Raw genomic sequence first — 21,002 nt, 5'->3', positions numbered from 1 at the left:
TTTGTATAGGCATTGCCTTACTTTTTAGGGATAAAAAGTAACAAAAATCCTTTGTTGGACTGATGGTAGATCCATATACCACAGTCCAACAGGCGGCATCCATGCCGCCATCGCGAAATAACTACGGAGAATGGCTGAAAGGCCCTAAGTAAAGGACAAGATTTAAAATGAAAAACGCTTATATCATTGATGCCATCCGTACCCCATTTGGTCGTTATGCAGGTGGTCTTGCACCAGTCCGTGCAGATGATTTGGGAGCTATTCCACTTCAGGCCTTGATGCAACGCAACCCAAGTGTCGATTGGCAACAAGTGGATGATGTGATCTATGGCTGTGCCAATCAGGCGGGTGAAGATAATCGGAATGTGGGACGTATGTCAGCATTATTAGCAGGCTTACCTTATCAAGTGCCTGCAACCACCGTTAACCGTTTATGTGGTTCATCACTGGATGCCATTGCGATGGCTGCGCGTGCCATTAAAGCCAACGAAGCCGACCTGATTATTGCAGGTGGTGTGGAAAGCATGAGCCGTGCCCCTTATGTGATGGGAAAATCAGACAGTGCATTTGGTCGTAGCCAAAAGATTGAAGACACCACCATGGGATGGCGTTTTATCAATCCAAAGCTCAAAGAAATGTATGGTGTGGACACCATGCCACAAACCGCAGAAAACGTGGCAGAGCAGTTCAATATCAACCGTGCTGATCAAGATCAGTTTGCTTTAAACAGCCAGCAACGTACTGCAACTGCGCAAGCCAAAGGCTTCTTTGCTCGTGAAATTATTCCTGTGACCATTCCACAGCGTAAAGGTGATGCCATTGTGGTAGATACTGATGAGCATCCACGTGCATCAACGACTCTAGAAGGCTTAACCAAACTTAAAGGTGTGGTGAAAGCAGAAGGCACAGTGACAGCAGGTAATGCCTCTGGAATTAATGATGGTGCTGCTGCGGTGTTGATTGCTTCGGATGAAGCGGTGGAAAAATATCAACTCAAACCACGTGCAAAAATTATTGCAGCCACCACAGTGGGTGTTGAACCTCGCATTATGGGTTTTGCACCTACACCTGCGATCAAGAAATTACTTAAACAAGCCAATCTTTCTTTAGCGCAAATGGATGTGATTGAGCTAAACGAAGCTTTTGCTGCACAAGCTTTGGCAGTCACCCGTGATTTAGGTTTGGCAGATGATGATGCCCGCGTCAATCCGAATGGTGGTGCAATTGCCCTAGGTCATCCATTGGGTGCTTCAGGTGCGCGCCTAGTCACCACTGCCTTGAATCAGCTTGAACAGATCAAGGGTGAATATGCCTTGTGTTCAATGTGTATCGGTGTCGGTCAAGGCATTGCATTGATTATTCAACGTGTTGATTAAAATAAAGGAAGAGTAATGTCAGTTTTTCAGTCTGCCGATGCACAGATCAATTATCAAACTTTTGGAGATCCCAACTCCCCTGCACTGGTATTTTCCAATTCTTTGGGGACCAACTACGGAATGTGGCAACAGCAGTTCAATTATTTTAAAGAACGCTTTTATGTGATTTGTTATGACACACGCGGTCATGGTGCATCTTCAACACCACAAGCTCCTTATACCCTGCAACAACTGGGTGAAGATGTCATCCGTTTACTGGATCATTTGAAGGTTGAAAAAGCCAGTTTTTGTGGAATTTCCATGGGTGGCTTAACGGGTCAATGGCTTGCGATTCATTATCCACATCGATTTAGTCATGTGATCATTGCCAATACTGCGGCAAAAATTGGTCAGGAACAAGCATGGCTGGATCGTGCAAAATTAGTTAGAGAACAAGGTTTACAACCCATCGCAGCGACTGCCGCATCTCGATGGTTTACAGATCCCTTTATCCAAAGCCAAACGGCGATTGTCAATAACTTGTGTAACGACTTAAGTGCTGGCAGCGCAATCGGTTATGCCAATTGTTGTGAGGCTTTGGCTAAGGCGGATGTTCGTGATCAACTCAAAGCGATCCCTATTCCTGTTTTAATTATTGCTGGAACACAAGACCCTGTCACTACAGTTGCTGATGGGCAATTTATGCAACAGCAGATTCCAAATGCCCAGTTAGTAGAAATCAATGCCTCGCATATTTCGAATATTGAACAGGTCGATGCCTTCAATCAGGCAGTGTTCGACTTTATTACTACAACTTAATTAAAACAAAGCGCTGCTTCATAAGCAGCGCAAGATCGTAGCACTAAAAACACGCTCCATCTAAATAAGCTTTGCCATAGAAATATATTTATTTAAATCAATAGTAAGCCATTATTTTTGACCGATGTGCCTTGGTCGCTGCATAAGGATCATGCAATGCATAACAACAACTCACAACATCATACAGTTTCAGCATCTTCAGTTTTCTTTTCAGACCTGAAACGAGCTTGGCTAATTACGGCACTTTTAGTACTGTTTCAGATGATTAACTTTGCAGATAAAGCTGTTTTGGGTCTTGTTGCCGAACCCGTCATGGCTGAATTAGGACTCACAGCGACCCAGTTTGGTTTTATTGGCAGTGCCTTTTTCTTTTTATTCGCAATCTCAGGTATCGCCGTTGGCTTTATTGCAGAAAAAGTTCAAACCCGCTGGTTACTTTTAATCATGGGTATAAGTTGGGCACTGTTACAGTTCCCTATGCTATTCGGTGGTGGTTTAACAACCTTATTGATCACACGAATAGTACTCGGTGCAGCAGAAGGCCCTGCTTCATCCATTTCATTAACCCATGTACAGGGTTGGTTTGAACCCAGTGCCCGTGGTTTTCCAAGTAGCCTTGTCGCTTCAGGAACCATGCTCGGGCCAATTATTGCAGCACCTATTTTGGCCTATATCATTGCGCATCCAGATTGGGGCTGGCGTTGGGCCTTTGGCTTTCTAGGTATTATTGGCATCATCTGGAGTCTTTTATGGCGTTGTATCTGTAAAGAAGGCCCTTATAGTCATTTTCATCAAGCCCAAAATTCAGCGACTTCTTCTATGAAAGAAATCAAAGAAGCTGAGACCAGTCGCCAAAGCATCATAGATTTTGTAGATCAATTAAAACCCGTCCCAATTTTCAAAGTCTTTTTTTCTCAAATGTTTATTGCGGCCTTCCTCGCTGGCTTGGGCTGCTTCTGGTCTTTAGGATTTTTAACCACTTGGGCAGTTAAATATATTGCATCCACTCATCAATTCTCGCCTGAAATGATTGCCTTTATTTCCAGCTTTCCTTGGGTTTTAGGCGCCCTCACCTTGGCACTTGCTGGCTATATTTCAAAAGTACTTCTACAAAAAGGACAAAGCGTTCATATTGCTTTTGGTGTTGTTTTTGGCTTACTACTTCTATGTTCGGGTGCTGCCTTTTATTTGCTCCCCTTTTCAACGGGAAGTCTCAATCTGATCCTGATCACGGTTGCAGCAGGATTTTCCATGTGTTTTCCGCTGGCAACCATGACCGTCAGTTATAGTGTTTGCCCACAGCAACGTGCCGCAGTCATGGCAACACTGGTGGCAACCGCCTCTATAGGCGGAATCATTTCCCCAACCATGATTGGATATTTAATGGACCATGCAGGTTATATCAACCCAGGCAAAGGCGTTCCACTCAGTCCACAGATGTTAGAAAATTTAACGATAGGCATGAATCAGGGATTTAGCTCTATTGGCTTGTATCTGGTTGTGGTGGGGATTCTCAATATCGTATTACTGAATCCAGATCGGTTAGCTAAAAAATTGATGCGCTAATGTTCTGCTCATTCGTCAAACAATCATCTTAATGCCCCGAGCAAAAAGCAGATGATTGTTTGATCTATTATTTTTCTTAAATGAATTTCTCGAAACCGATAAAACCTTGTCTCATAAAGTATAAAGATATACCCACAAGGTAATGGAAAATTACATAGATAAATCATCATAATTTTATTCAATGAACAAGGTATGTTCAGCGGTGTATTTCACTCCCTTCAACAGAAGATTTTCAAGTCATGTCTTTGAAACGATAACGACAATAAGGATATTTAAAATTGATCAATCATAGCCCCCTCTATAGCGCTACTTTGCTTAAAAATGGAATGTTAGCGTTAGGTTGTACTTTGCTCATAGGATGTAATTCACCTTCAAATTTAGAAACAACGCCTCATCCACAACAAATCACAATTAAGCGAGATCACTTTGGTACGCCCCATGTCTATGCAAAAGATAGTTATGGGCTTTTTTACGGTTATGGCTATGCCGTCGCAACTGATCGTTTATTTCAGATGGAAATGTCAAAACGTACAGGTTTAGGCACGGTCGCTGAAGTATTGGGTCCCGATTATGTGCAATATGATATTGCAACCCATAGTCGCTTTAACCCTGAAAATATCAGACAACAAATTGCGCGACTCCCCCCCGAAGACCGTGCAATTTTTGAGGGTTATGCGGCAGGTTTCAATAAACGCGTCAAAGAAGTTTTAGCCAATCCAGCACTCATGCCAAAAGAATTTGTTGATTATGGCTTTAAACCCTCAAGCTGGGAAACAGAAGACATAGCAATGGTTTGGGTCGGTCTCATTCTCAATCGCTTCTTTTCAGCAAGTTCAGAGGTTTCAAACTTAGACTTGCTCACCCAGCTACAAAAAGAAAAAGGTCAAGCTGAGGGTCTTAAAGTCTATCAACAATTACGCTGGCTAGATGATCCAAAAGCACCAACAATTATTCAGTCTGAACAAGCCCCACAATTTTCAGCACGACAGCAAACTATCCCGAAAAAGGTTTTGCCTATCTCCAATCAGGCAGCAGAAAAATATTTAGCACAAGTACGTATTGCGCTGGGTAAAAGCGTGATTGATGGTGTTCCAACAGCTAGCAATGCTTGGGTAGTAAAGGGAGATAAGACCATTGAGGGTCAGACTGTTTTATATAATGGCCCCCAACAAGGCTGGTATACCCCTGCGATTACCTATGCAATTGGCCTACACGGCGCTGGCTATGACCTAACAGGAATTACCCCTGTCGGTTTACCTGCAATTTTATTTGGCACCAATGGCAAAATCGCATGGGGTTCTACGGTAGGCTCACTCGATACTAACGATGTTTACCAACTCACTCTAAATCCAAGCAATTCAAAAGAATATTTATACAAAGGCGCTTATATTCCATTTGAGCACAAGCAAGTAAAAATAAAAGTTAAGAATCAGGCCGACCACATTTTAGATGTTTATAAGAGCAAACAAGGCTTTGTGAGCACATGGGATGAAAAAAATCACACCGCCTATGCTCAAAAACGTAGCTGGGAAGGTGCAGAAATTGAAACCTTATTAGGCTGGGCCAATGCAGCCAAGGCCACCAACTGGGACGAGTTTCTTGCTCAAGCCAAACGTGTCGCAGCCTCTATTACTTGGTTCTATGCCGATACCAAGAATAATATCGGGGTCGCTGCGTTGGGACGTTTACCGATTCGCCCTGAAAACCAGCATATTCAACTTCCTGCACTTGGCGATGGTTCAATGGAATGGCAGGGTTTCTACGATTTCTCGCATAATCCTAAACAATATAATCCTGAAAAAGGTTATATCAGTAGTTGGAATAATAAAGCATATGCAGGTTTACGTTCTGATTCATCGAATTTCTCTTATGTTGATCGTGTCAATGAACTGATCGAACCTTTGGAAAGCAAACCAAAGTTAAGCCAGCAAGAGATTTGGGACATTAATAAAATAGGTGCTTGGTCGGATCTAAATGCGCGCTATTTTATTCCCTCTATGATCAAAGCCGCACAAAGCGACAAAGCATCGACACAGACTAAAAAAGTCGCACCGCTATTGGCAGAATGGGATCTAAAATTACGCCCAGATCGTGAAGGGAAGTATTATCAAGGTGCAGCACCAGCGATTATGCGTGCATGGCTGAATCAGATGATTGTCTTGGTGTTAAAACCAAACTTATCAGAAAGTATTTATCAGCGTTATACCGATACGCTTTATCCGGTCAATAATGATCCACGAAGTGCACAGCCTGCCAGCGCATCAAAATTAATCTGGAATGCCCTGCAAGGAAAACAGGCAAGCGTTCCCCAGAATGTTGATTTCTTAAAAGGACAAACAGCAGATGAGGTTGTCTTAAAAGCTTTAGAAAATGCACTAGTTGAACTTTCAAAACAATATCACTCTACTGACCCGAATGACTGGAAAATTCCAGTAGCAACGATGGGCTTTTCCAGCAAAAATTCGGTCGGTATTCCATGGGCTGATCCATCACATGAACAACAGCTCAGTACTTATGGAAATACAGGAAGTGCTACTTTTAGAGTGGTGTTAAATCCAAATCAAGTCACCATGTGTTCGATTTTAGCGCCTGGTCAAAGTGGCTTTATCAATCAAAATGGAAAAACTGATGCCCATTTTGCAGATCAGCTGCCTTTATTTGAAAGTTACAAGTGTAAAGAGGATGCAGTGAGTCTAAAGGAAATTGACCAAGCAACTCAACAAAGCATCACTTTAAACTACTAACTTTTTAGTCCAATTTTAATTTTAAAGACTGAGGTTTGTTATTTCTAAGATGACAAACCTCTTTATTGACTTAATAGCGAATCATGACCGATTTTAATTCGGTGTAATCTTCAATAAATGCATCCGAAAACTCTCTACCAATTCCTGAAGCTTTCACCCCGCCAAATGGAACGGATGGATCTAAGAATGTGTGCATATTGACCCATAAGGTTCCTGCTTCAATTTTAGGAATTAAACGTAAAGCTTTAGATAAGTCATTTGTCCAGATACTTGCAGTTAAACCAAAGCGCGACTGATTCATCAGTTGAATGAGTTCTTCATCAGTGTCGAATGGCATTACCCCAACCACTGGACCAAAAGTTTCCTCTGAAAATAAAGGATCATCCGTATTTTTAAAGGAAATTAAAGTCGGCTGTACAAAATATCCTGTTTGATCTAAAGCCTCACCTCCAGCAATAATCTGCTTGTTGGCTTTAGCCATATCTAAATAGTGTTTTACTTTGTGAAAATGAGGCTGATTAGAGAGCGGACCAAATATACTTCCTTCATCCATAGCCGATCCAATTTTGAAACTCGAGAGTGCGTTAGAAAGTTTCTCGACTAATTCATCGTATTTTGTATGGTGTACAAAAAACCGTTCTGGGGATGCGCAAACTTGACCTTGATGTACAAAAGTTGCTTGCAGCAAAGTCGGTAAAATCTCATCGATATTTGCATCGGCCAAAACCGCTATGGCATTTTTACCACCCAGCTCCAGACTTACACGGGTTAAATCACTGCTCATTGCGAGTTTACCAATGGCAATGCCAGTTGGAACTGAACCTGTAAATGAGACTTTCTTAACCAGCGGCGATTCAATTAAATATTGTCCCGTCTCCCCCTTACCCGTAACCACATTAATTACACCCGCTGGAATACCTGCCTCAATGGCAAGTTCAGCTAAACGTAATAAAGATAAGCTGGCAAACTCACTTGGTTTAAGCACAATGGTACAGCCAGTTGTTAAAGCTGAACCAATTTTCCAAACACCGATCATCAGTGAAAAATTCCAAGGCACAATCCCTGCAACCACACCAATCGGTTGTCTTAAAGTAAAAGCTGTATATTTTTCACCTTGCATAGAAGGAATAGAGGGTTGCATGGTTTGACCATTAATTTTGGTTGCCCAACCCGCAAAATATCTTAAGAAAATAACAGATTGTGCGACTTCAAGATGTCTTGAAATATTGATAAGTTTTCCAGTAGATAACGACTCGAGCTGTGCAAGTTCTTCACCATATTGCTCAATTAAATCGGCTAATTTGTTCAGTTTAACGCCACGCTCATACGGCGTCGTTTCAGCCCAAGCATTTTGAAAAGCATGTTCCGCACTTTTCACCGCATTTTCGACATCTTGTTGACTACCTATGCTAATTTGAGCAACCACTTGTTCAGTCGATGGATTTACAATATCCACTTTATCTAAAAGCTCGGCGGCCACTAATTTTCCATCAATAAAATGTCCATGTTGACGTGCCATAAATTGCTGTACGCTTTCTAAAACCTGAACTTCACTCATTTTCTTTTCCTCTTTTCATTTCTAAAATTTTGTTATGACAGCAACTAAGCGACCTGATTCAAAATAAAGTCAGCACCGCGTTCACCAATCATGATGGCAATTGCGTTGGTATTACCGCTTGGAACTTGTGGGCAAATAGAACAGTCAACGACACGTAAGTTTTTAAAACCATGTACTTTAAGAGTCTGATCTGTGACCGAATCTTGCGGAGCATTGCCCATTTTGCAGCTACCTGCGGGGTGATAAACCGTTTTAATGTTCTGGCGCATCCATTGATCAATCGCTTCAATATCATCAGGATCGATATTCGCAGGCTCAATTACTTCTTTGACAATTGCTTTCAATGCGGGTTGTTGTAATAGGCGAAGTCCGGCCTGTACCGCACGGATATTTGCGTCAATATCTTCTTGATGACCTAGGTAATTAGGGTCAATGACAGGTAAATCTTTGGGATCTTTACTACTTAAACGTAAAGTCCCTCGTGCTTTTGGCTGTACATGTCCGACTTTAATGGTAAGGCCATGTGCCTGAGCAACTGCTTTTTCACCTGGGGTATTATCGAAATTATCCAGCACAGGTAAAAAGTGAAATTGGACATCAGGTCGACCATTGTTATTGGTGTCAATAAAACCACCACCTTCTAGAATGTTGGTGGTTAACAATCCTGAACGTGTAAAACACCACTGTAAAAAGTGCCGTACCGCAGTTAAACCTTGGTCTTCACCGAGCAGACTATTATTGGTTGTTACTGTTGCATTGACCGACATATGCAAATGGTCGTGAAAATTTTCACCTACAGGTAAGTCACGTATACATTCAATGCCGAGCTCATCTAAATGCTGTTTTGGACCAATTCCCGAAAGTAATAAAACCTTAGGACTGCCAATTGCACCAGCACTCAGAATGACTTCTTTTTGAGCCTGTACCGTAATTGGTGATTTTTCGCCAACACTATAAGTCACCCCAGTAACCTGATCACCTTGAGTTTCAATTTTATGGACTAAGGCATCAGTAATCACTGTGAGGTCTGGGTGGTTTTCGACTGACTTTAAATAGGTTTTTGAGGTACTCGCCCGAGAACCATTTTGAGTAGTAGTTTGATAAAACCCTACGCCCGCCTGATCCCAACCATTAATATCGTTAACATAGTTCATCCCCATTTGTTGACCTGCCTTAATACAAGCAAGCGTTAAAGGATGGCGATAGCGGTTTTCACTGACAGGTAAAATGCCATCTTGTCCATGATATTCATCAGCAAGACTTTCATTTTTTTCTGCTTTCTTAAAAAAAGGCAGCACATGTTGATAAGACCATTGATTGCATCCCCATTCCGAGGCCCATAAATCATAATCTTGTCGTTGGCCTCGGCAATAGATCATGCCATTAACCGAGCTTCCACCTCCCAACACTTTTCCTTGTGCAAGGATCATTTCACGATGATTACAATATTTCTGCGGCACGGTCATGTATTGCCATGATTTCTGCTGGAATACTTTAACCACTGTCGCAGGTATAGTATGAAACATACTGCTATCTCGGCTTCCTGCCTCTAGAACAAGAACACGCCCAGCCTTGGCTTCTAATAGTCGTGCTGCGACCACACAGCCTGCTGAGCCAGCACCAATCACGATATAGTCATATTGTGTATTCATCTGATTTCATCCTCATTTTATTTCTATAAATGCACCGCCAATAAACACGGTCTCCTTCACCCTGATTTAATAGATGTATTGCAGAATCAACTGCGCATAGACATTGGTCTTATCATCGTAATTTTGAGTACCACCACTATGGATATCGTGCTTCGGTTTATAGAGCCCGACTAAAGGAATAACGTTGAATTTTTTATTAACCGACCAAACCGAAAACACATCCAGTTCATGTCCATCCACATTGGTTAAAGACTTATTGACTGTTTTGAACTTATAGGCCAAAGCACCCAACATAAAGTTTTCTTTTAGATTCATGCTGTAAGAGACTTGATGAATATCTGCATTTTTATTGAATGGACCAGCATAGTTTCCAGCAACTTCACCTTGAAACCATGTACCAAAGCCGACGGTATTTCCATAAAACATTGGATCGTATTGGTCTGAAAAGTGACTAAAACGGTAGCCTAATGAGGGCGTATATTTTGAAGATAAAAAGTTATAGTTCAGTGCTAAATAGCCAGCATTTTCTTGACCCTCTTTTTTATCTTGTACAACAAACTCAGTTTTAACTTGCAGCTCTGGTAAAGGTTGATAATTCAAACGTAAAGCATAGTTTTTAAGGTCTTCGCGCCCCGAAACCTGTTCAGCATCTTCAAGATCTAATACATCTAAATAAGTAAACCCAACACCTTTATCTTGAAGCTGATACATCAGATCAGTTACAAAGAGTTCTGGGGAAAATTGTGCTTTATTGTCCGACTTTAAATAAGCCAGCTTTAGCGTCGTATTTTCTTGAGGTTTGTATTGAAGCAAACTGGTAAAATCAAAGCTTCGACGTGCCGCCAGATAATAGGCGCCGCCCCGATCGAGTATGCCATCCGCAGGTGTTTTACCGAGGTTTAATGCATCCCCCGCAATGAAAAAACCGTCACCAATCATGATATTTTGCCGACCAATACTTAAATCATAGGTCGTTAACTCATCTTTATTAGTGCCGTCTTTAAAACCAATGATCCATTCATTCACATCTGTTTTACGTTCTTTGCCATTACTATTTTGGCCTGCGTCACCATCACCAAATGTTGCCGAACTAATCCCGCTCAAACTTGCATAGAGCTGGTTGTTGTTAAATGTATATTGTCCTTTGACGCCATATTTAAGGTGGCCTTCTTGCCAATTGATTCTTTCATCCTCTAGGTTTTCGCCGTTATAGCTTTTACCACTACTAAAAGCCCCGAAAGTTGCTTCAAAAGTCGATTTAATTTCTAGCTCACTTGCATGCACAGTTGAAAAAAATGAGACAAAGAGAGTCCCTCTCATAACTTGAGAAAGTAGCGTTTTCATACAAAATTCCTTTTTTGTCAGCGGACTGCTGGACGCTCAGCTTAGGGTAAGCTCACGTTACCCTTTCTGGCTCATCTGCACTTTTAGTGATGGTCGTGCTGCGTATTTTGCTCTTCTTCACCCAAATTCAACGTCGGGGTACTATCAAAGAAATTCCACGGTTTGATCAAGGTATAAACCCACTCTGTTGGCATGATCGGCCATTCTTCAGCACGCGCCACATGGGTGGTGCCTGTGGTCATCCAGACCACGAGGTCTTTATTTTCAATATTGTCATTGTTGCTAATGAATTGACCTAAGCCTGTGTCATGAGTCGAACGGTTGGAATATTTGCCTTCAGGATAGCGTTCATCTGGATTGTACTGCGTCACCCAAATTTGCTTATCCATAAAGTTCAAACGTTTAAATAACCATTCATCTTTGGAAAAATTGGCTCCTTTCGCCACAGGGTGTGTTCCACCTGCAAATGGAATCAATTGGTAAGAAACAGGATTACCCAATTTATTTTCCTTATTGAAATTCGTCAGTAAACGAATGGTAGATGGATCAAATTTTTCAGCCGCATTTTGCTCATTGCTAATCACTTTACTGTCAATTTGCATCGTGCTTGTACGCACACCAGCTCTGTCATTGGCCTTCACCACAGGATCCATATGCATAAAGCTGTTGTTTTCCCCATCTACATCCATATCTAAGCGAAAGTTATAGATGTGTTGATGGGTTGTACCCACAATATTATGGTCAATCAGAGTGCCATATTTAGTGTCTTCTTTGGCGGTACTGTCATGCATAGTGCGTGATTTAACACCTTTCACCGCTTCAATACCCGTTGCACCTGCATTAATGCCAATTACACCATTTTGGGCAAATACCCAGTCAAACATGTAATCGTAATTACCCACTGTGCTAATCCAGCGCACGACAAGTTCACGGCGTGCTTCACTTGCGTCTTGATCACCAAAAATTTCTTGGTGTTTGTATTCAGGCCCTGCATAGCGCTCAAAAATGGCGATTGCATTTGGAATCACTTGTGGCTGGCCTTTATAGTCAGCAATGACCGCATCCAGTAAAACTGCATTTTCTGGTGCGTCAGTCCCCAGTTGAATGGCTGATGTGAGTGTTCCCATCCCATACTCACCTGAGTCCAGATAAGATTTAAAATACCAGCCCATATCTGGATCACCATATGGAACCACCATTCCACCAAGGTTACCTTCATACATGACTTTACGTTTTACGCCTTTATCTTTATATGTCACGGTTGAAAGCTGTAAGCCCACGCGTGAATCTAATGCAACATGGAAGCACCAATTGCCCCAATGTACCGTTTGTCCTGTAATAGAAAAGTTCTTACCTTCGGGTTCACTAATATTCAACGGTTTAATTTTTGGTGGTTTGGTATTTTTAGTGGCATAAGGTCGATCCGTCATCGGAACAGGAATCATTGCCCCTTCTTCGATTTTAATAATTTTTTCTTTATCCAGATCCACCACAGCAACCAGATTTTCAATCGGGTGTGCCCAATAATTGCCATCCCCCGTATCGAGATAAGACACAACTTTTAAAACGTTAAGCTGTTTATCCAAGCCATCTTTACCGCCAAAATAGCCGACTGTTAATGGATTGGTAATCACTTTCTTGACATCTGTGATGCCACGTTTACGTAAAGCGTCCTGATATTCTTTGCTTGCTTCAATCACACGTTGTACAGTCTCGAAGTTATCCAGTAACACCATACCGTGTGTATCTTTAAGGACATTCCACTTCGTGACTTGCTGTGTATTCAGATTTACTTCACCTTCAATCGCTTGGTTGCCTTTTAATAAAATAAAAGAGGCCATGCGATCATCTTTATATTCTTTATGATTGATAAAGAAATCCCAAACTTTGGCTTTTTCAGGTTCTTTCAGTTTTAACTCGGCAAAACGCATATTTTTATAGGCATATTTTGAGCGATTAATCACATCAAAAGTCTTTTTGATTTCATCTGTATTTAGACTATTGAGAGGATGAAAGGTATTTTCAACTTTAAAAGTCTGATCTAAACCCGACTGAAACACTTCATTGAAAAAGTCTTTACCAATAACGGGTTTACCATCTTTAATTAATAAAGGTACGCTCAGTTTTAAGGGTTTTCCATTGACCAAAACCTGATCTGAATTAGGTTTGGCTCTGACCTGCATGGAACCTTTGGTGATGGTGTAGCTATTGGTAAAATCATCTTTAACAACTTTGGCGCCCTGCTCACTCATGTTTTGATAAAGCGGTACCATTTCGGCATGTCCACCATGCGCATAAGCCTGCGTAGTCAAGCCCCAACAGCTCACAGCGATGGATAGGTTAAGCGCTAATATTTTTTGTATATCTTTGAATAATTGTTGTTTAAGCATCATCTTCATCCTTTTCTGTCTATCCCTGAACGATCTTTTATGGACCGTTAAAATGCACTTTCCACTGTGTGAAACAGGTAAGATCAACCTAAGATTTTGGTTTTCTTTGGTCGTTCAAACCTTTCCTTATTGATTTAATTTCAACACAGTTGCATCGGTCTAGCTTGTTCAGGAATGACCTCGAACTTGTCTAAAAATGACATCAAAAATGCTTAAGCCAACATCGTTTCTCTAAATTCTTTCGGAGAGATGCCATAGGTTTTTTTAAAGATTTTTGAAAAATGAGCGCCATCCCAAAAGCCCCATTTCAAGGCAAGCTGGGTAATCGAACTTTGTTTATTTCTTTTATCCAGTAGATCTGTTTTGACTCTTTCCAAACGTTTGAGCTGTATATATTTGTTAATCGATAGGTTTTCTTGGACAAATAATCGATAAAGATGCCGTAGCGATACACCAATATGTGCGGCAATGAGCTTGGGAGAAAGATCAGGTTTGGCTAAATTCTCAATAATATAGCGCTCGGCTTTTTCTAAAAGATTATCGGCATGATTCATATTTTTATAATTAATAGTCGGCTTGATTAGGGCAATCAGTGCATCTTCAAATGCATTGCCATCTTCAGTCGCATACCAAAGTTTAATATTTTCAGGTGACATATTTTTCAGAATATTCTTGAGTAAAAAACCGCTCATATTTTGGGTAATGAGTTTGCCAAAATACTCTGAACTAATATGCTCTTTCAGTAACTTTTCGCGCGACAGATGCACCGAAATTTGACTGACCAAACCTTGTGGAAACATCGAAATGGTTTCAACGGGATCAAGTAAAACGATATCCCCCTCATTCAAGGTTAAGGTTTCATCTTTATAATTCAGCAGCATTTTTCCTGAATATTGCAAAATCAAAAAACAAAACCGATTATTGACTCGATCGACCTCATCCGCTTTCCGGACAATTTTATTGGCATTATTTTTGATAAAAGCAATCTCGGTATCACCCAATAAAAAACACTGCACCTCACCAATGAATAAATTACGGGTACCATCAAAATCCGTTTCAAAATTGCCGCATACATTTTTAATATGATGCGTCCAGCTTAACAGTGCATCACTTACATATTGGTTCATCCGCTCACGTCCTTGTTGCTACGGTATTCACACGTTAAATTTTTCTGTCAAATATACGTCCTTGCACATTCTTTTTATTGATTGCTTAGAGAGTTGATATAAGAAAGCTGATAAATCGTTTCAACTTATCAGCCTCATCCTGCTTATGCTACACCAGCAAAGTCTCTTAACATGGTAATAAAAATATCTTTTTGCTCATCTGAATATTTTTCAAACACCTCATTTTGATGGCTATCTGCAATATCAAATAGATAGTGTGCCGTTTTTTTGCCTTTTTCGGTCAGTTTAAAAAATCCGTCGCTCTCAATCAGCAAACCGTCCTTTTGCAAAATCGATGCAGCCTGCTCCACTTCTCGCATCGGCATGGCAATATCACGTGGCAAATCTGCCTTATTCGACGCAGTCCCGCTACCGAGCACCAATAATAAACGCGCTTCACTAGTACGGAAACCAGTTACCAGTTGCTTGGGAATATAATCGGTCTGATAAAACTTGAATGCACGGCTCATCAGATAACAAACATTGCTATATAAATGGCCTTGATGCATTTCACCAATATCTTCAGCTTCTACCGTCTCTTTTAACTGAAGTAAGGGATGAGGAATCACACCAGAGTAAGCGCCTTGATGATAAACCAGTGGACTACGTCCTTCATCACGGAAACGTACCACTTTGCCAATAATAATCCAGTGATCACCACCTTCAATAATGTCATGACGCTCACATTCAAACACCGCAGAACAGTGATCCAGAATGGGGGCCTGCCCCGCCCCAGTCTGATAACTGGTGCCTTCGTATTTATCGATATTACGGCGTGAAAACTTATTGGATAACTCGATCTGCGAGCCCGATAGAATATTCACGGCAAAATGTGAAGCCTGTTCAAATACCGGGAAACTCGATGAGTTTTTATCAATACTCCATAAAATTAGCGGTGGATCTAAAGACACTGAATTAAAACTATTAGCAGTCACGCCCACCTTTTCACCTTGTTCATTTTGCGCGGTCATGATGGTGACACCTGTCGCAAAATTTCCCAAAGCACGTCTGAATCGCATTGGATCTATTGTTATTTCATCCATTGATTTTAGTGAATTCATTATTCTCTCCTGAATCTTTTATCCTGTTTCTGGCCGATATTTGATACCAATTTATCCTGATTAAATCGCTTAAATATCCAGTACCAACCGTGCTGACTTAGAACGTGAACAGCACACCAATATCTGCTCGTTACTGGCTTTTTCTTCATCGGTAAAATACACGTCGCGATGATCAGGTTCACCTTCGATCACATCGCACATACAGGTACCGCAAACGCCTTGTTCACATGACATTTCAATCTCGATGCCTTCACGCGCCAACGCCTGCAAAATGGTTTCTTCAGCATTGACCAAAATGATCTTGCCACTTTGCTGTGCCACGACTTCAAATGCATCACCACCTGTTTCAACTTCAACCTGAAAATATTCCTTATGGATTTGCTGTTCAGGGAAATTCTGTGTCAGGGCTAAATTAATCACCCAATCCATAAATCCATTCGGGCCACAGGTATAAATATGACTATCTTTATCGATGTCTTGAATGGCGGATTGGAAAAACTCACGGTGGCTCGCCTCTTCCGATTTAAAATGAAAGGTCGTGAAAGGCGCCAAGATGCCATTTTTAATTTCATCGACAAAAGCACAGCGTTCTGGGCTTGCGCCGCAGTAATGCAATTCAAAAGAAGTACCTTCCTGTGCCAACTGATAAGCCATCGTAATCAGTGGGGTAATCCCGATACCGCCACCCACCAACACAGCATGTTTAGATTTCACTAAAGGAAACAGGTTTTTCGGTTCACTGACCTGAATCTGCATGCCATCCTTTAAATCATCAAAGGCCGACACTGAACCACCACGTGATTCTGGATCGCGTAAAATCCCAAGTCTAAACTTACCCACATCATTCGGGTTTTGACATAATGAGTACTGACGTACCATGCCATTCGGGAGGTGCACATCAATATGCGCACCCGCTTCAATTTTGGGTAATACGGTCGAATTTGCAGATTCAAATTCCATGACTGCAACATTCCCACCTTCGACATGACGGTTTTTTACCACCACGTTATACAGTATCGTCATGATTTCTCTCCCTGATATGCATCTTGCCTAAGGCTTAACGCATAAATAATCCACCGTTAATATCCCATGTTGCCCCTGTCACAAAAGCTGCACTTGGACTTGCCAATAGCGCACAGGTCTCGGCAATAAATTCCATGCTGCCTAATGCCTTGACGGGAATATTTTGAATAAATTGCGCCATTTTTTCGTCAGACACGACGCTATGCACAATCGGTGATTCCATTGGCCCAGGCGCAATCGCATTTACCGTCACACCTTTAGCTGCAAACTCTTTGGCAAAGATTTTGGTCAGGGTAATAATGGCGCCTTTAGTCGCTGCATAATGCGCACCAGTTGCAGTACCGCCATTTTGTCCAGCCAGAGATGCCATATTGACGATACGACCATAACCTTGCGCTGCCATATATTTGCCAATAATCTGGCAAGACTGGAACGTACCACGCTGATTCACTTGCGTGATCATGTCAAAATCCGCCGCGCTAATCTCTAAAACAGGCGTTGCTTTGGTCATGGTGGCATTGTTGATTAACACATCCAGTTTTGAGAATGTCTGCTGAATCCACTGCACAGCTGCATGAAAATCAGCCTCAACGGAAATATCCAGTTTCAGTGGAAATAGATTCTCTGCATGTGGACTACGCGCTTTGGCTTGCTCTGCTTTCTCTAAAGTACTGGCAGACAGGATCACCTGATGCCCTTGCGCTGCAAAATATTCGGCAATGACATTCCCTAAACCAGAAGCGGCACCTGTGACTAAAACAACCTGTTTCATTTTTTGCTCCTAGAGAATGTAACTGATACCCGCCAAGGTATCGGTCGAGTTAACTAAATTGATAATTTTGCGGTTGATCTTAAACCCTTGTTCTGCATCACGAACCAAATGGAAAGTCACGTCAGCGGTATAATGTTTAAGATTTTCTTTGCGGAACTCACGTAAGTTTTGTGCGCAACGTAAGATAATTTCACCATCTTCATCTTTGAGAATACGAACGCGTGACACACTACGTACTGTATTTGCTTTTGGCGAAGCTGAAATCGCCTCACCATTTTCCAGACGCGCAACGCGTAATTTACGCATGTGATGATCGTCATAGGCATAGTTCAGATTATTTTCATAATCCGTCAGTTTTGGATCGATCGGGATGATGTATACGCCTTTTTCATTCCAGAGATCCAGCCAGCTATCATGCTCAGAATGATCCAGCATATCCGCTTCTGCCCAGACAAATGCAGTCACTTCATTTAGTAAATTTAAATCGGTTTTCATGGCACTCTCCTTAAGCCGTCATCAACTTTTTCCACTGCTGATAAGCAGCACGCATCCCTGTTTCAGCACTCACATCACTCTTTAAGCCATCTTCAGTTTTGACTTCACCTGGCAGACCGCGATTCAACATAATCCATAAATCATTACCGGCATTGGCACCATGTTGTACCCGCTCCCATGCTTCTGAATCATCTGGTGTACCGAAGCCAAACGGCCCTTGGAAATGTTCGTGCAGACGTAAACGATACTGGTTGGCAATTTGTGGGCCACCATCCATGGTAATGACGGAATGATGAATTTCAGTTTCATTGACAGAAATCGGTTGCATGACACGGAAGAACGCCATTGAGCAGGCAATATTCGGGAAGATGTTCAAGTTAAATCCAGAACCACCCACCGCACGTACAATACGGCGTACTTCCAGTTCTTCATGTCCTTCATCACGCAAGGCTTGAGCCAAGTCTTCAAAACGTTCCTGAATCGGACGTTCCATCAACTCTTCATCCAGATCAACCAGTTCAGGAATCATCACCATCACACTGTGACCATTGCCTAAGTCTTCGACATAGCCCGGTTGATTTTCAAAGTTAAACAGTTCTTCGGTTTTTTCATCGACTGAACTTAAGAATGACTTGTGTACCAATGGGAAGTGGTAAGCATCAGTAGTATTTTCCAATTGGATTTTCCAGTTACCCGGAAAACGGAAACGGTGTTCACCCAAGACCTTAATTGGATAACCTGCGCCTTGTTTCATGAATAAGTCGATCCATTTTTTCGCAGCGCCGAGGAAATCTTCTAAAGGTTCAATATCCTGTTTAAAGGTCGCGAAAATCATGCCGTTGTATTCTTCAACACGCAGGCTGATTAATGGAAATTCAGATTTATCCAGACATTCGCCATAGCTTTCAGGTGAAGGCACGCCGCGTAATGAACCATCCAGTGCATAGCTCCAGCCATGATATGGACAAACAAAACTGTTGGTTTTACCTTTTTTATGTTCGCACACGGTTGCAGCACGATGACGACAACGGTTCAGCAGAACATGCACTTTTTTCTTACGGTCACGCACCACCACAACAGGTTGCTTGCCAATATTGATGGTCTTATAACTGCCTGCATCAGGAATCTCGCTGGCATGTGCCACCCATACCCAAGTGCTGTAATAAATCTTTTCCATCTCTTCTTCAAAGATGCGTTCATCTTTATATAAAGATGTGTGGGCACGATCACTCTGAACTAACTCGTTGTAATCCATTTCAATGTTATGCATTGGAATAATACTGTTCATATCAACTATCCTTTTCGATCTATCCATCAGTTTATTGCTGAGACGGTACTGGCAATGTGGCTGTACTATCCCAGTGAGATACAGGGCGACTAAAAATGTTTTCAGTCTGAAAATGTTTGATCTTCCAGCGACCATCGCTTTGCTGTTTAAATTGCACGGTGAGTTTGGCGGCATTTAAATGGCTACGACCATCACGGAAGGTTGAGGTTTGCAACATCAACCAACTGGCATTGGCCTGATCTGCTTCGATATACATTTGCTCTGAGCTAACAAAATGCGCATTCATGACAAAATGCGACTGCTTTTGGGTGTAGCTTTTGAACATGTCATAAATGGCTTGCCATGAAGCGTAACGACCAAAAGACTGAGCATATTTTTCGCCTATGCCTTCCCAAATGCTGTCCTGATCAAATAAATCCATCAATTCATTCAGGTTGGTATCAGCATTCAAGGCATCACAAATTTCCATATAACGGTTAATGCAGTTACGGATCGCATTTTGGGCTTCAAGCTGTTGTAGACGTTGTAATACCGCCGTTAAATCCACTTGCGCATTCATGTCATTCATCCTTGCCATTCCAATCTTTAATCTAATCAGGCTTATAAATAACCGGGTGCTGGTTTCATGCCAAAGCTGACCAAACCTGCATTTTGTAAAGTGGCATCGCCCATAAAGGCATGCTGGGTCACCACATTGGTATCATTCACAAAGCGGCTAAATGGGTTATGGGTATAAATGGCTGTCATCCCTGCCAGCATCTGGATTTTGCGCGTTACACGGGCACAAACACGAGCCACATGGGTGCAGGACAAACGCATATCACTGATCTGTTCTGCACTTGGGGTGCGTCCTGCCAGCACTTCATTCCAGACGATTTGCATGGTGTCGTAGAACCAGACGCGTGCAGCCTTAAACTCAGCTTCAGCTTGGGCAAATTCATATTGAGTCACTGGACGATTGGCAATTTCAGCCCCACCAGTAATCGAAGATTTACTGGGTGCCAGTTTTTGAAATTCTTCGAGCGCTGCGGCAGCAACGCCGATTCCCACCACGGTTAAGACCTGAGTGGCTAAAGATAAAGATGGATATTTAAAAAATGGCTCAGGGAGTTTTGAAGGTTCACCACGGACAAAAGTCCATTCTTTTGCCACCAAAACATCTTTCACCACCAAATCATGGCTGCCTGTACCTTTCAGACCGACCGTGTCCCACGTCATATCGATTTGAGCTTTATGGGCTGGCATCACCGCCATACGCGGTAGACCTTGGGCTTCATTGTCCTTTTGTGGAGATATGCCAACACCGACAATATCCGCGCCCATACAGCCACTGGAAAATTTCCAGCGCCCACTCACCACCACACCTGCATCGGTAATTTCAGCGGGTTGTGGAGGGAAAATGCCACCTGCAAACACAATGTCAGGGCTATCTTTATACAACTGCTCAAGCGTTGCTTCTGGCAAACTGCCCAAATAGGCAGGACTCATACCAAAACTTGCGACCCAACCGACTGAACCATCGGCCTTAGACAATTGTTCGATCAATTCACAAAACTGTTTTGGAGACCATTCATTGCCGCCAAAACGTTTTGGAACCAAAGCACGGTAAACGCCAATCTGTTTTAGTTTGTCGATGATGTCCTGACTGACATAGGCCTGATTATCGAACTCCCCTGTGCAGGCACGTTCACGAATTTCCTGACATAAGGCATCTAATTGCGTTGTATTGCTGTCCATTACAAATTCCTTTGTCGCTAAATGATTCATTC

General features: G+C 42.0%; 16 protein-coding genes. 4 read left to right on the top strand and 12 right to left on the bottom strand.

Going from position 1 to position 21,002, the window contains the following annotated elements; translation table 11 throughout:
* The first annotated feature begins 167 nt into the window (after positions 1–167).
* The 4 genes from pcaF to PJ15_RS14795 all read left to right on the top strand — a co-directional run bounded on the left by pcaF (position 168) and on the right by PJ15_RS14795 (position 6,484).
* Positions 168–1,376, top strand: a complete 1,209-nt coding sequence (gene pcaF, locus PJ15_RS14810) for a 3-oxoadipyl-CoA thiolase (protein WP_047432069.1) — start codon at positions 168–170, stop codon at positions 1,374–1,376.
* 15 nt (positions 1,377–1,391) lie between these two features.
* On the top strand, positions 1,392–2,174 hold the full coding sequence (gene pcaD, locus PJ15_RS14805; RefSeq protein ID WP_047432066.1) for a 3-oxoadipate enol-lactonase: 783 nt from the start codon (positions 1,392–1,394) through the stop codon (positions 2,172–2,174).
* Between the two features lie 156 nt (positions 2,175–2,330).
* A complete protein-coding gene (locus PJ15_RS14800; RefSeq protein WP_047432063.1) occupies positions 2,331–3,740 on the top strand; it encodes an MFS transporter in 1,410 nt (469 codons plus the stop codon).
* Positions 3,741–4,066: 326 nt separating this feature from the next.
* Positions 4,067–6,484 (top strand): penicillin acylase family protein, encoded by a 2,418-nt coding sequence (locus PJ15_RS14795; RefSeq protein ID WP_155766465.1) that lies wholly within the window; start codon positions 4,067–4,069, stop codon positions 6,482–6,484.
* Between the two features lie 70 nt (positions 6,485–6,554).
* Here PJ15_RS14795 and PJ15_RS14790 read toward each other — a convergent pair whose 3' ends face one another.
* The 12 genes from PJ15_RS14790 to PJ15_RS14735 all read right to left on the bottom strand — a co-directional run bounded on the left by PJ15_RS14790 (position 6,555) and on the right by PJ15_RS14735 (position 21,000).
* On the bottom strand, positions 6,555–8,042 hold the full coding sequence (locus tag PJ15_RS14790; protein WP_047432058.1) for an NAD-dependent phenylacetaldehyde dehydrogenase: 1,488 nt from the start codon (positions 8,040–8,042) through the stop codon (positions 6,555–6,557).
* A 44-nt stretch (positions 8,043–8,086) separates the two neighbouring features.
* Positions 8,087–9,694 carry a GMC family oxidoreductase gene (locus PJ15_RS14785; protein ID WP_047432055.1) on the bottom strand — a complete coding sequence of 536 codons (1,608 nt, stop codon included), beginning with the start codon at positions 9,692–9,694 and terminating at the stop codon, positions 8,087–8,089.
* Positions 9,695–9,760: 66 nt separating this feature from the next.
* Positions 9,761–10,978 carry a hypothetical protein gene (locus tag PJ15_RS14780; RefSeq protein ID WP_155766464.1) on the bottom strand — a complete coding sequence of 406 codons (1,218 nt, stop codon included), beginning with the start codon at positions 10,976–10,978 and terminating at the stop codon, positions 9,761–9,763.
* A 143-nt stretch (positions 10,979–11,121) separates the two neighbouring features.
* Positions 11,122–13,437 (bottom strand): primary-amine oxidase, encoded by a 2,316-nt coding sequence (tynA, locus tag PJ15_RS14775; protein ID WP_171248606.1) that lies wholly within the window; start codon positions 13,435–13,437, stop codon positions 11,122–11,124.
* Positions 13,438–13,640: 203 nt separating this feature from the next.
* The gene (feaR, locus tag PJ15_RS14770) at positions 13,641–14,555 is read right to left on the bottom strand and encodes a transcriptional regulator FeaR (protein WP_004771104.1); all 915 of its coding nucleotides are present in this window, start codon (positions 14,553–14,555) and stop codon (positions 13,641–13,643) included.
* Positions 14,556–14,698: 143 nt separating this feature from the next.
* Entirely contained in the window at positions 14,699–15,658 is a 960-nt protein-coding gene (locus tag PJ15_RS14765; protein WP_171067002.1) for a p-hydroxyphenylacetate 3-hydroxylase reductase component, read from the bottom strand.
* Positions 15,659–15,724: 66 nt separating this feature from the next.
* Entirely contained in the window at positions 15,725–16,678 is a 954-nt protein-coding gene (locus PJ15_RS14760; protein ID WP_047432046.1) for a PDR/VanB family oxidoreductase, read from the bottom strand.
* Positions 16,679–16,712: 34 nt separating this feature from the next.
* Positions 16,713–17,450: an SDR family NAD(P)-dependent oxidoreductase gene (locus PJ15_RS14755; protein WP_047432043.1), complete on the bottom strand. Its 738-nt coding sequence runs from the start codon at positions 17,448–17,450 to the stop codon at positions 16,713–16,715.
* Positions 17,451–17,459: 9 nt separating this feature from the next.
* Positions 17,460–17,945: an aromatic-ring-hydroxylating dioxygenase subunit beta gene (locus PJ15_RS14750; RefSeq protein ID WP_047432040.1), complete on the bottom strand. Its 486-nt coding sequence runs from the start codon at positions 17,943–17,945 to the stop codon at positions 17,460–17,462.
* Between the two features lie 10 nt (positions 17,946–17,955).
* Positions 17,956–19,233: an aromatic ring-hydroxylating oxygenase subunit alpha gene (locus tag PJ15_RS14745; protein WP_004771099.1), complete on the bottom strand. Its 1,278-nt coding sequence runs from the start codon at positions 19,231–19,233 to the stop codon at positions 17,956–17,958.
* Between the two features lie 31 nt (positions 19,234–19,264).
* Positions 19,265–19,792, bottom strand: coding sequence for a nuclear transport factor 2 family protein (locus tag PJ15_RS14740; RefSeq protein ID WP_047432037.1), 528 nt, complete (start codon positions 19,790–19,792; stop codon positions 19,265–19,267).
* Positions 19,793–19,833: 41 nt separating this feature from the next.
* Positions 19,834–21,000, bottom strand: coding sequence for an acyl-CoA dehydrogenase family protein (locus tag PJ15_RS14735; RefSeq protein ID WP_047432034.1), 1,167 nt, complete (start codon positions 20,998–21,000; stop codon positions 19,834–19,836).
* Positions 21,001–21,002 lie beyond the last annotated feature (2 nt).

The sequence above is a fragment of the Acinetobacter sp. neg1 genome (genome assembly GCF_000788125.1).
Classification (GTDB): Bacteria; Pseudomonadota; Gammaproteobacteria; order Pseudomonadales; family Moraxellaceae; genus Acinetobacter; species Acinetobacter vivianii.
This window is presented reverse-complemented; position numbering and strand designations above follow the sequence as displayed.

What these genes read in the sequence shown, in the direction of transcription:
- PJ15_RS14795 (WP_155766465.1), top strand. Translation starts at nt 4,067, where the DNA reads ATGTTAGCGTTAGGTTGTACTTTGCTCATAGGATGTAATTCACCTTCA.
- PJ15_RS14785 (WP_047432055.1), bottom strand. Translation starts at nt 9,694, where the DNA reads ATGAATACACAATATGACTATATCGTGATTGGTGCTGGCTCAGCAGGC.
- PJ15_RS14740 (WP_047432037.1), bottom strand. Translation starts at nt 19,792, where the DNA reads ATGAATGCGCAAGTGGATTTAACGGCGGTATTACAACGTCTACAACAG.
- PJ15_RS14760 (WP_047432046.1), bottom strand. Translation starts at nt 16,678, where the DNA reads ATGACGATACTGTATAACGTGGTGGTAAAAAACCGTCATGTCGAAGGT.
- PJ15_RS14735 (WP_047432034.1), bottom strand. Translation starts at nt 21,000, where the DNA reads ATGAATCATTTAGCGACAAAGGAATTTGTAATGGACAGCAATACAACG.
- PJ15_RS14755 (WP_047432043.1), bottom strand. Translation starts at nt 17,450, where the DNA reads ATGAAACAGGTTGTTTTAGTCACAGGTGCCGCTTCTGGTTTAGGGAAT.
- pcaF (WP_047432069.1), top strand. Translation starts at nt 168, where the DNA reads ATGAAAAACGCTTATATCATTGATGCCATCCGTACCCCATTTGGTCGT.
- feaR (WP_004771104.1), bottom strand. Translation starts at nt 14,555, where the DNA reads ATGAACCAATATGTAAGTGATGCACTGTTAAGCTGGACGCATCATATT.
- PJ15_RS14745 (WP_004771099.1), bottom strand. Translation starts at nt 19,233, where the DNA reads ATGAACAGTATTATTCCAATGCATAACATTGAAATGGATTACAACGAG.
- PJ15_RS14800 (WP_047432063.1), top strand. Translation starts at nt 2,331, where the DNA reads ATGCATAACAACAACTCACAACATCATACAGTTTCAGCATCTTCAGTT.
- PJ15_RS14750 (WP_047432040.1), bottom strand. Translation starts at nt 17,945, where the DNA reads ATGAAAACCGATTTAAATTTACTAAATGAAGTGACTGCATTTGTCTGG.
- pcaD (WP_047432066.1), top strand. Translation starts at nt 1,392, where the DNA reads ATGTCAGTTTTTCAGTCTGCCGATGCACAGATCAATTATCAAACTTTT.
- tynA (WP_171248606.1), bottom strand. Translation starts at nt 13,437, where the DNA reads ATGAAGATGATGCTTAAACAACAATTATTCAAAGATATACAAAAAATA.
- PJ15_RS14790 (WP_047432058.1), bottom strand. Translation starts at nt 8,042, where the DNA reads ATGAGTGAAGTTCAGGTTTTAGAAAGCGTACAGCAATTTATGGCACGT.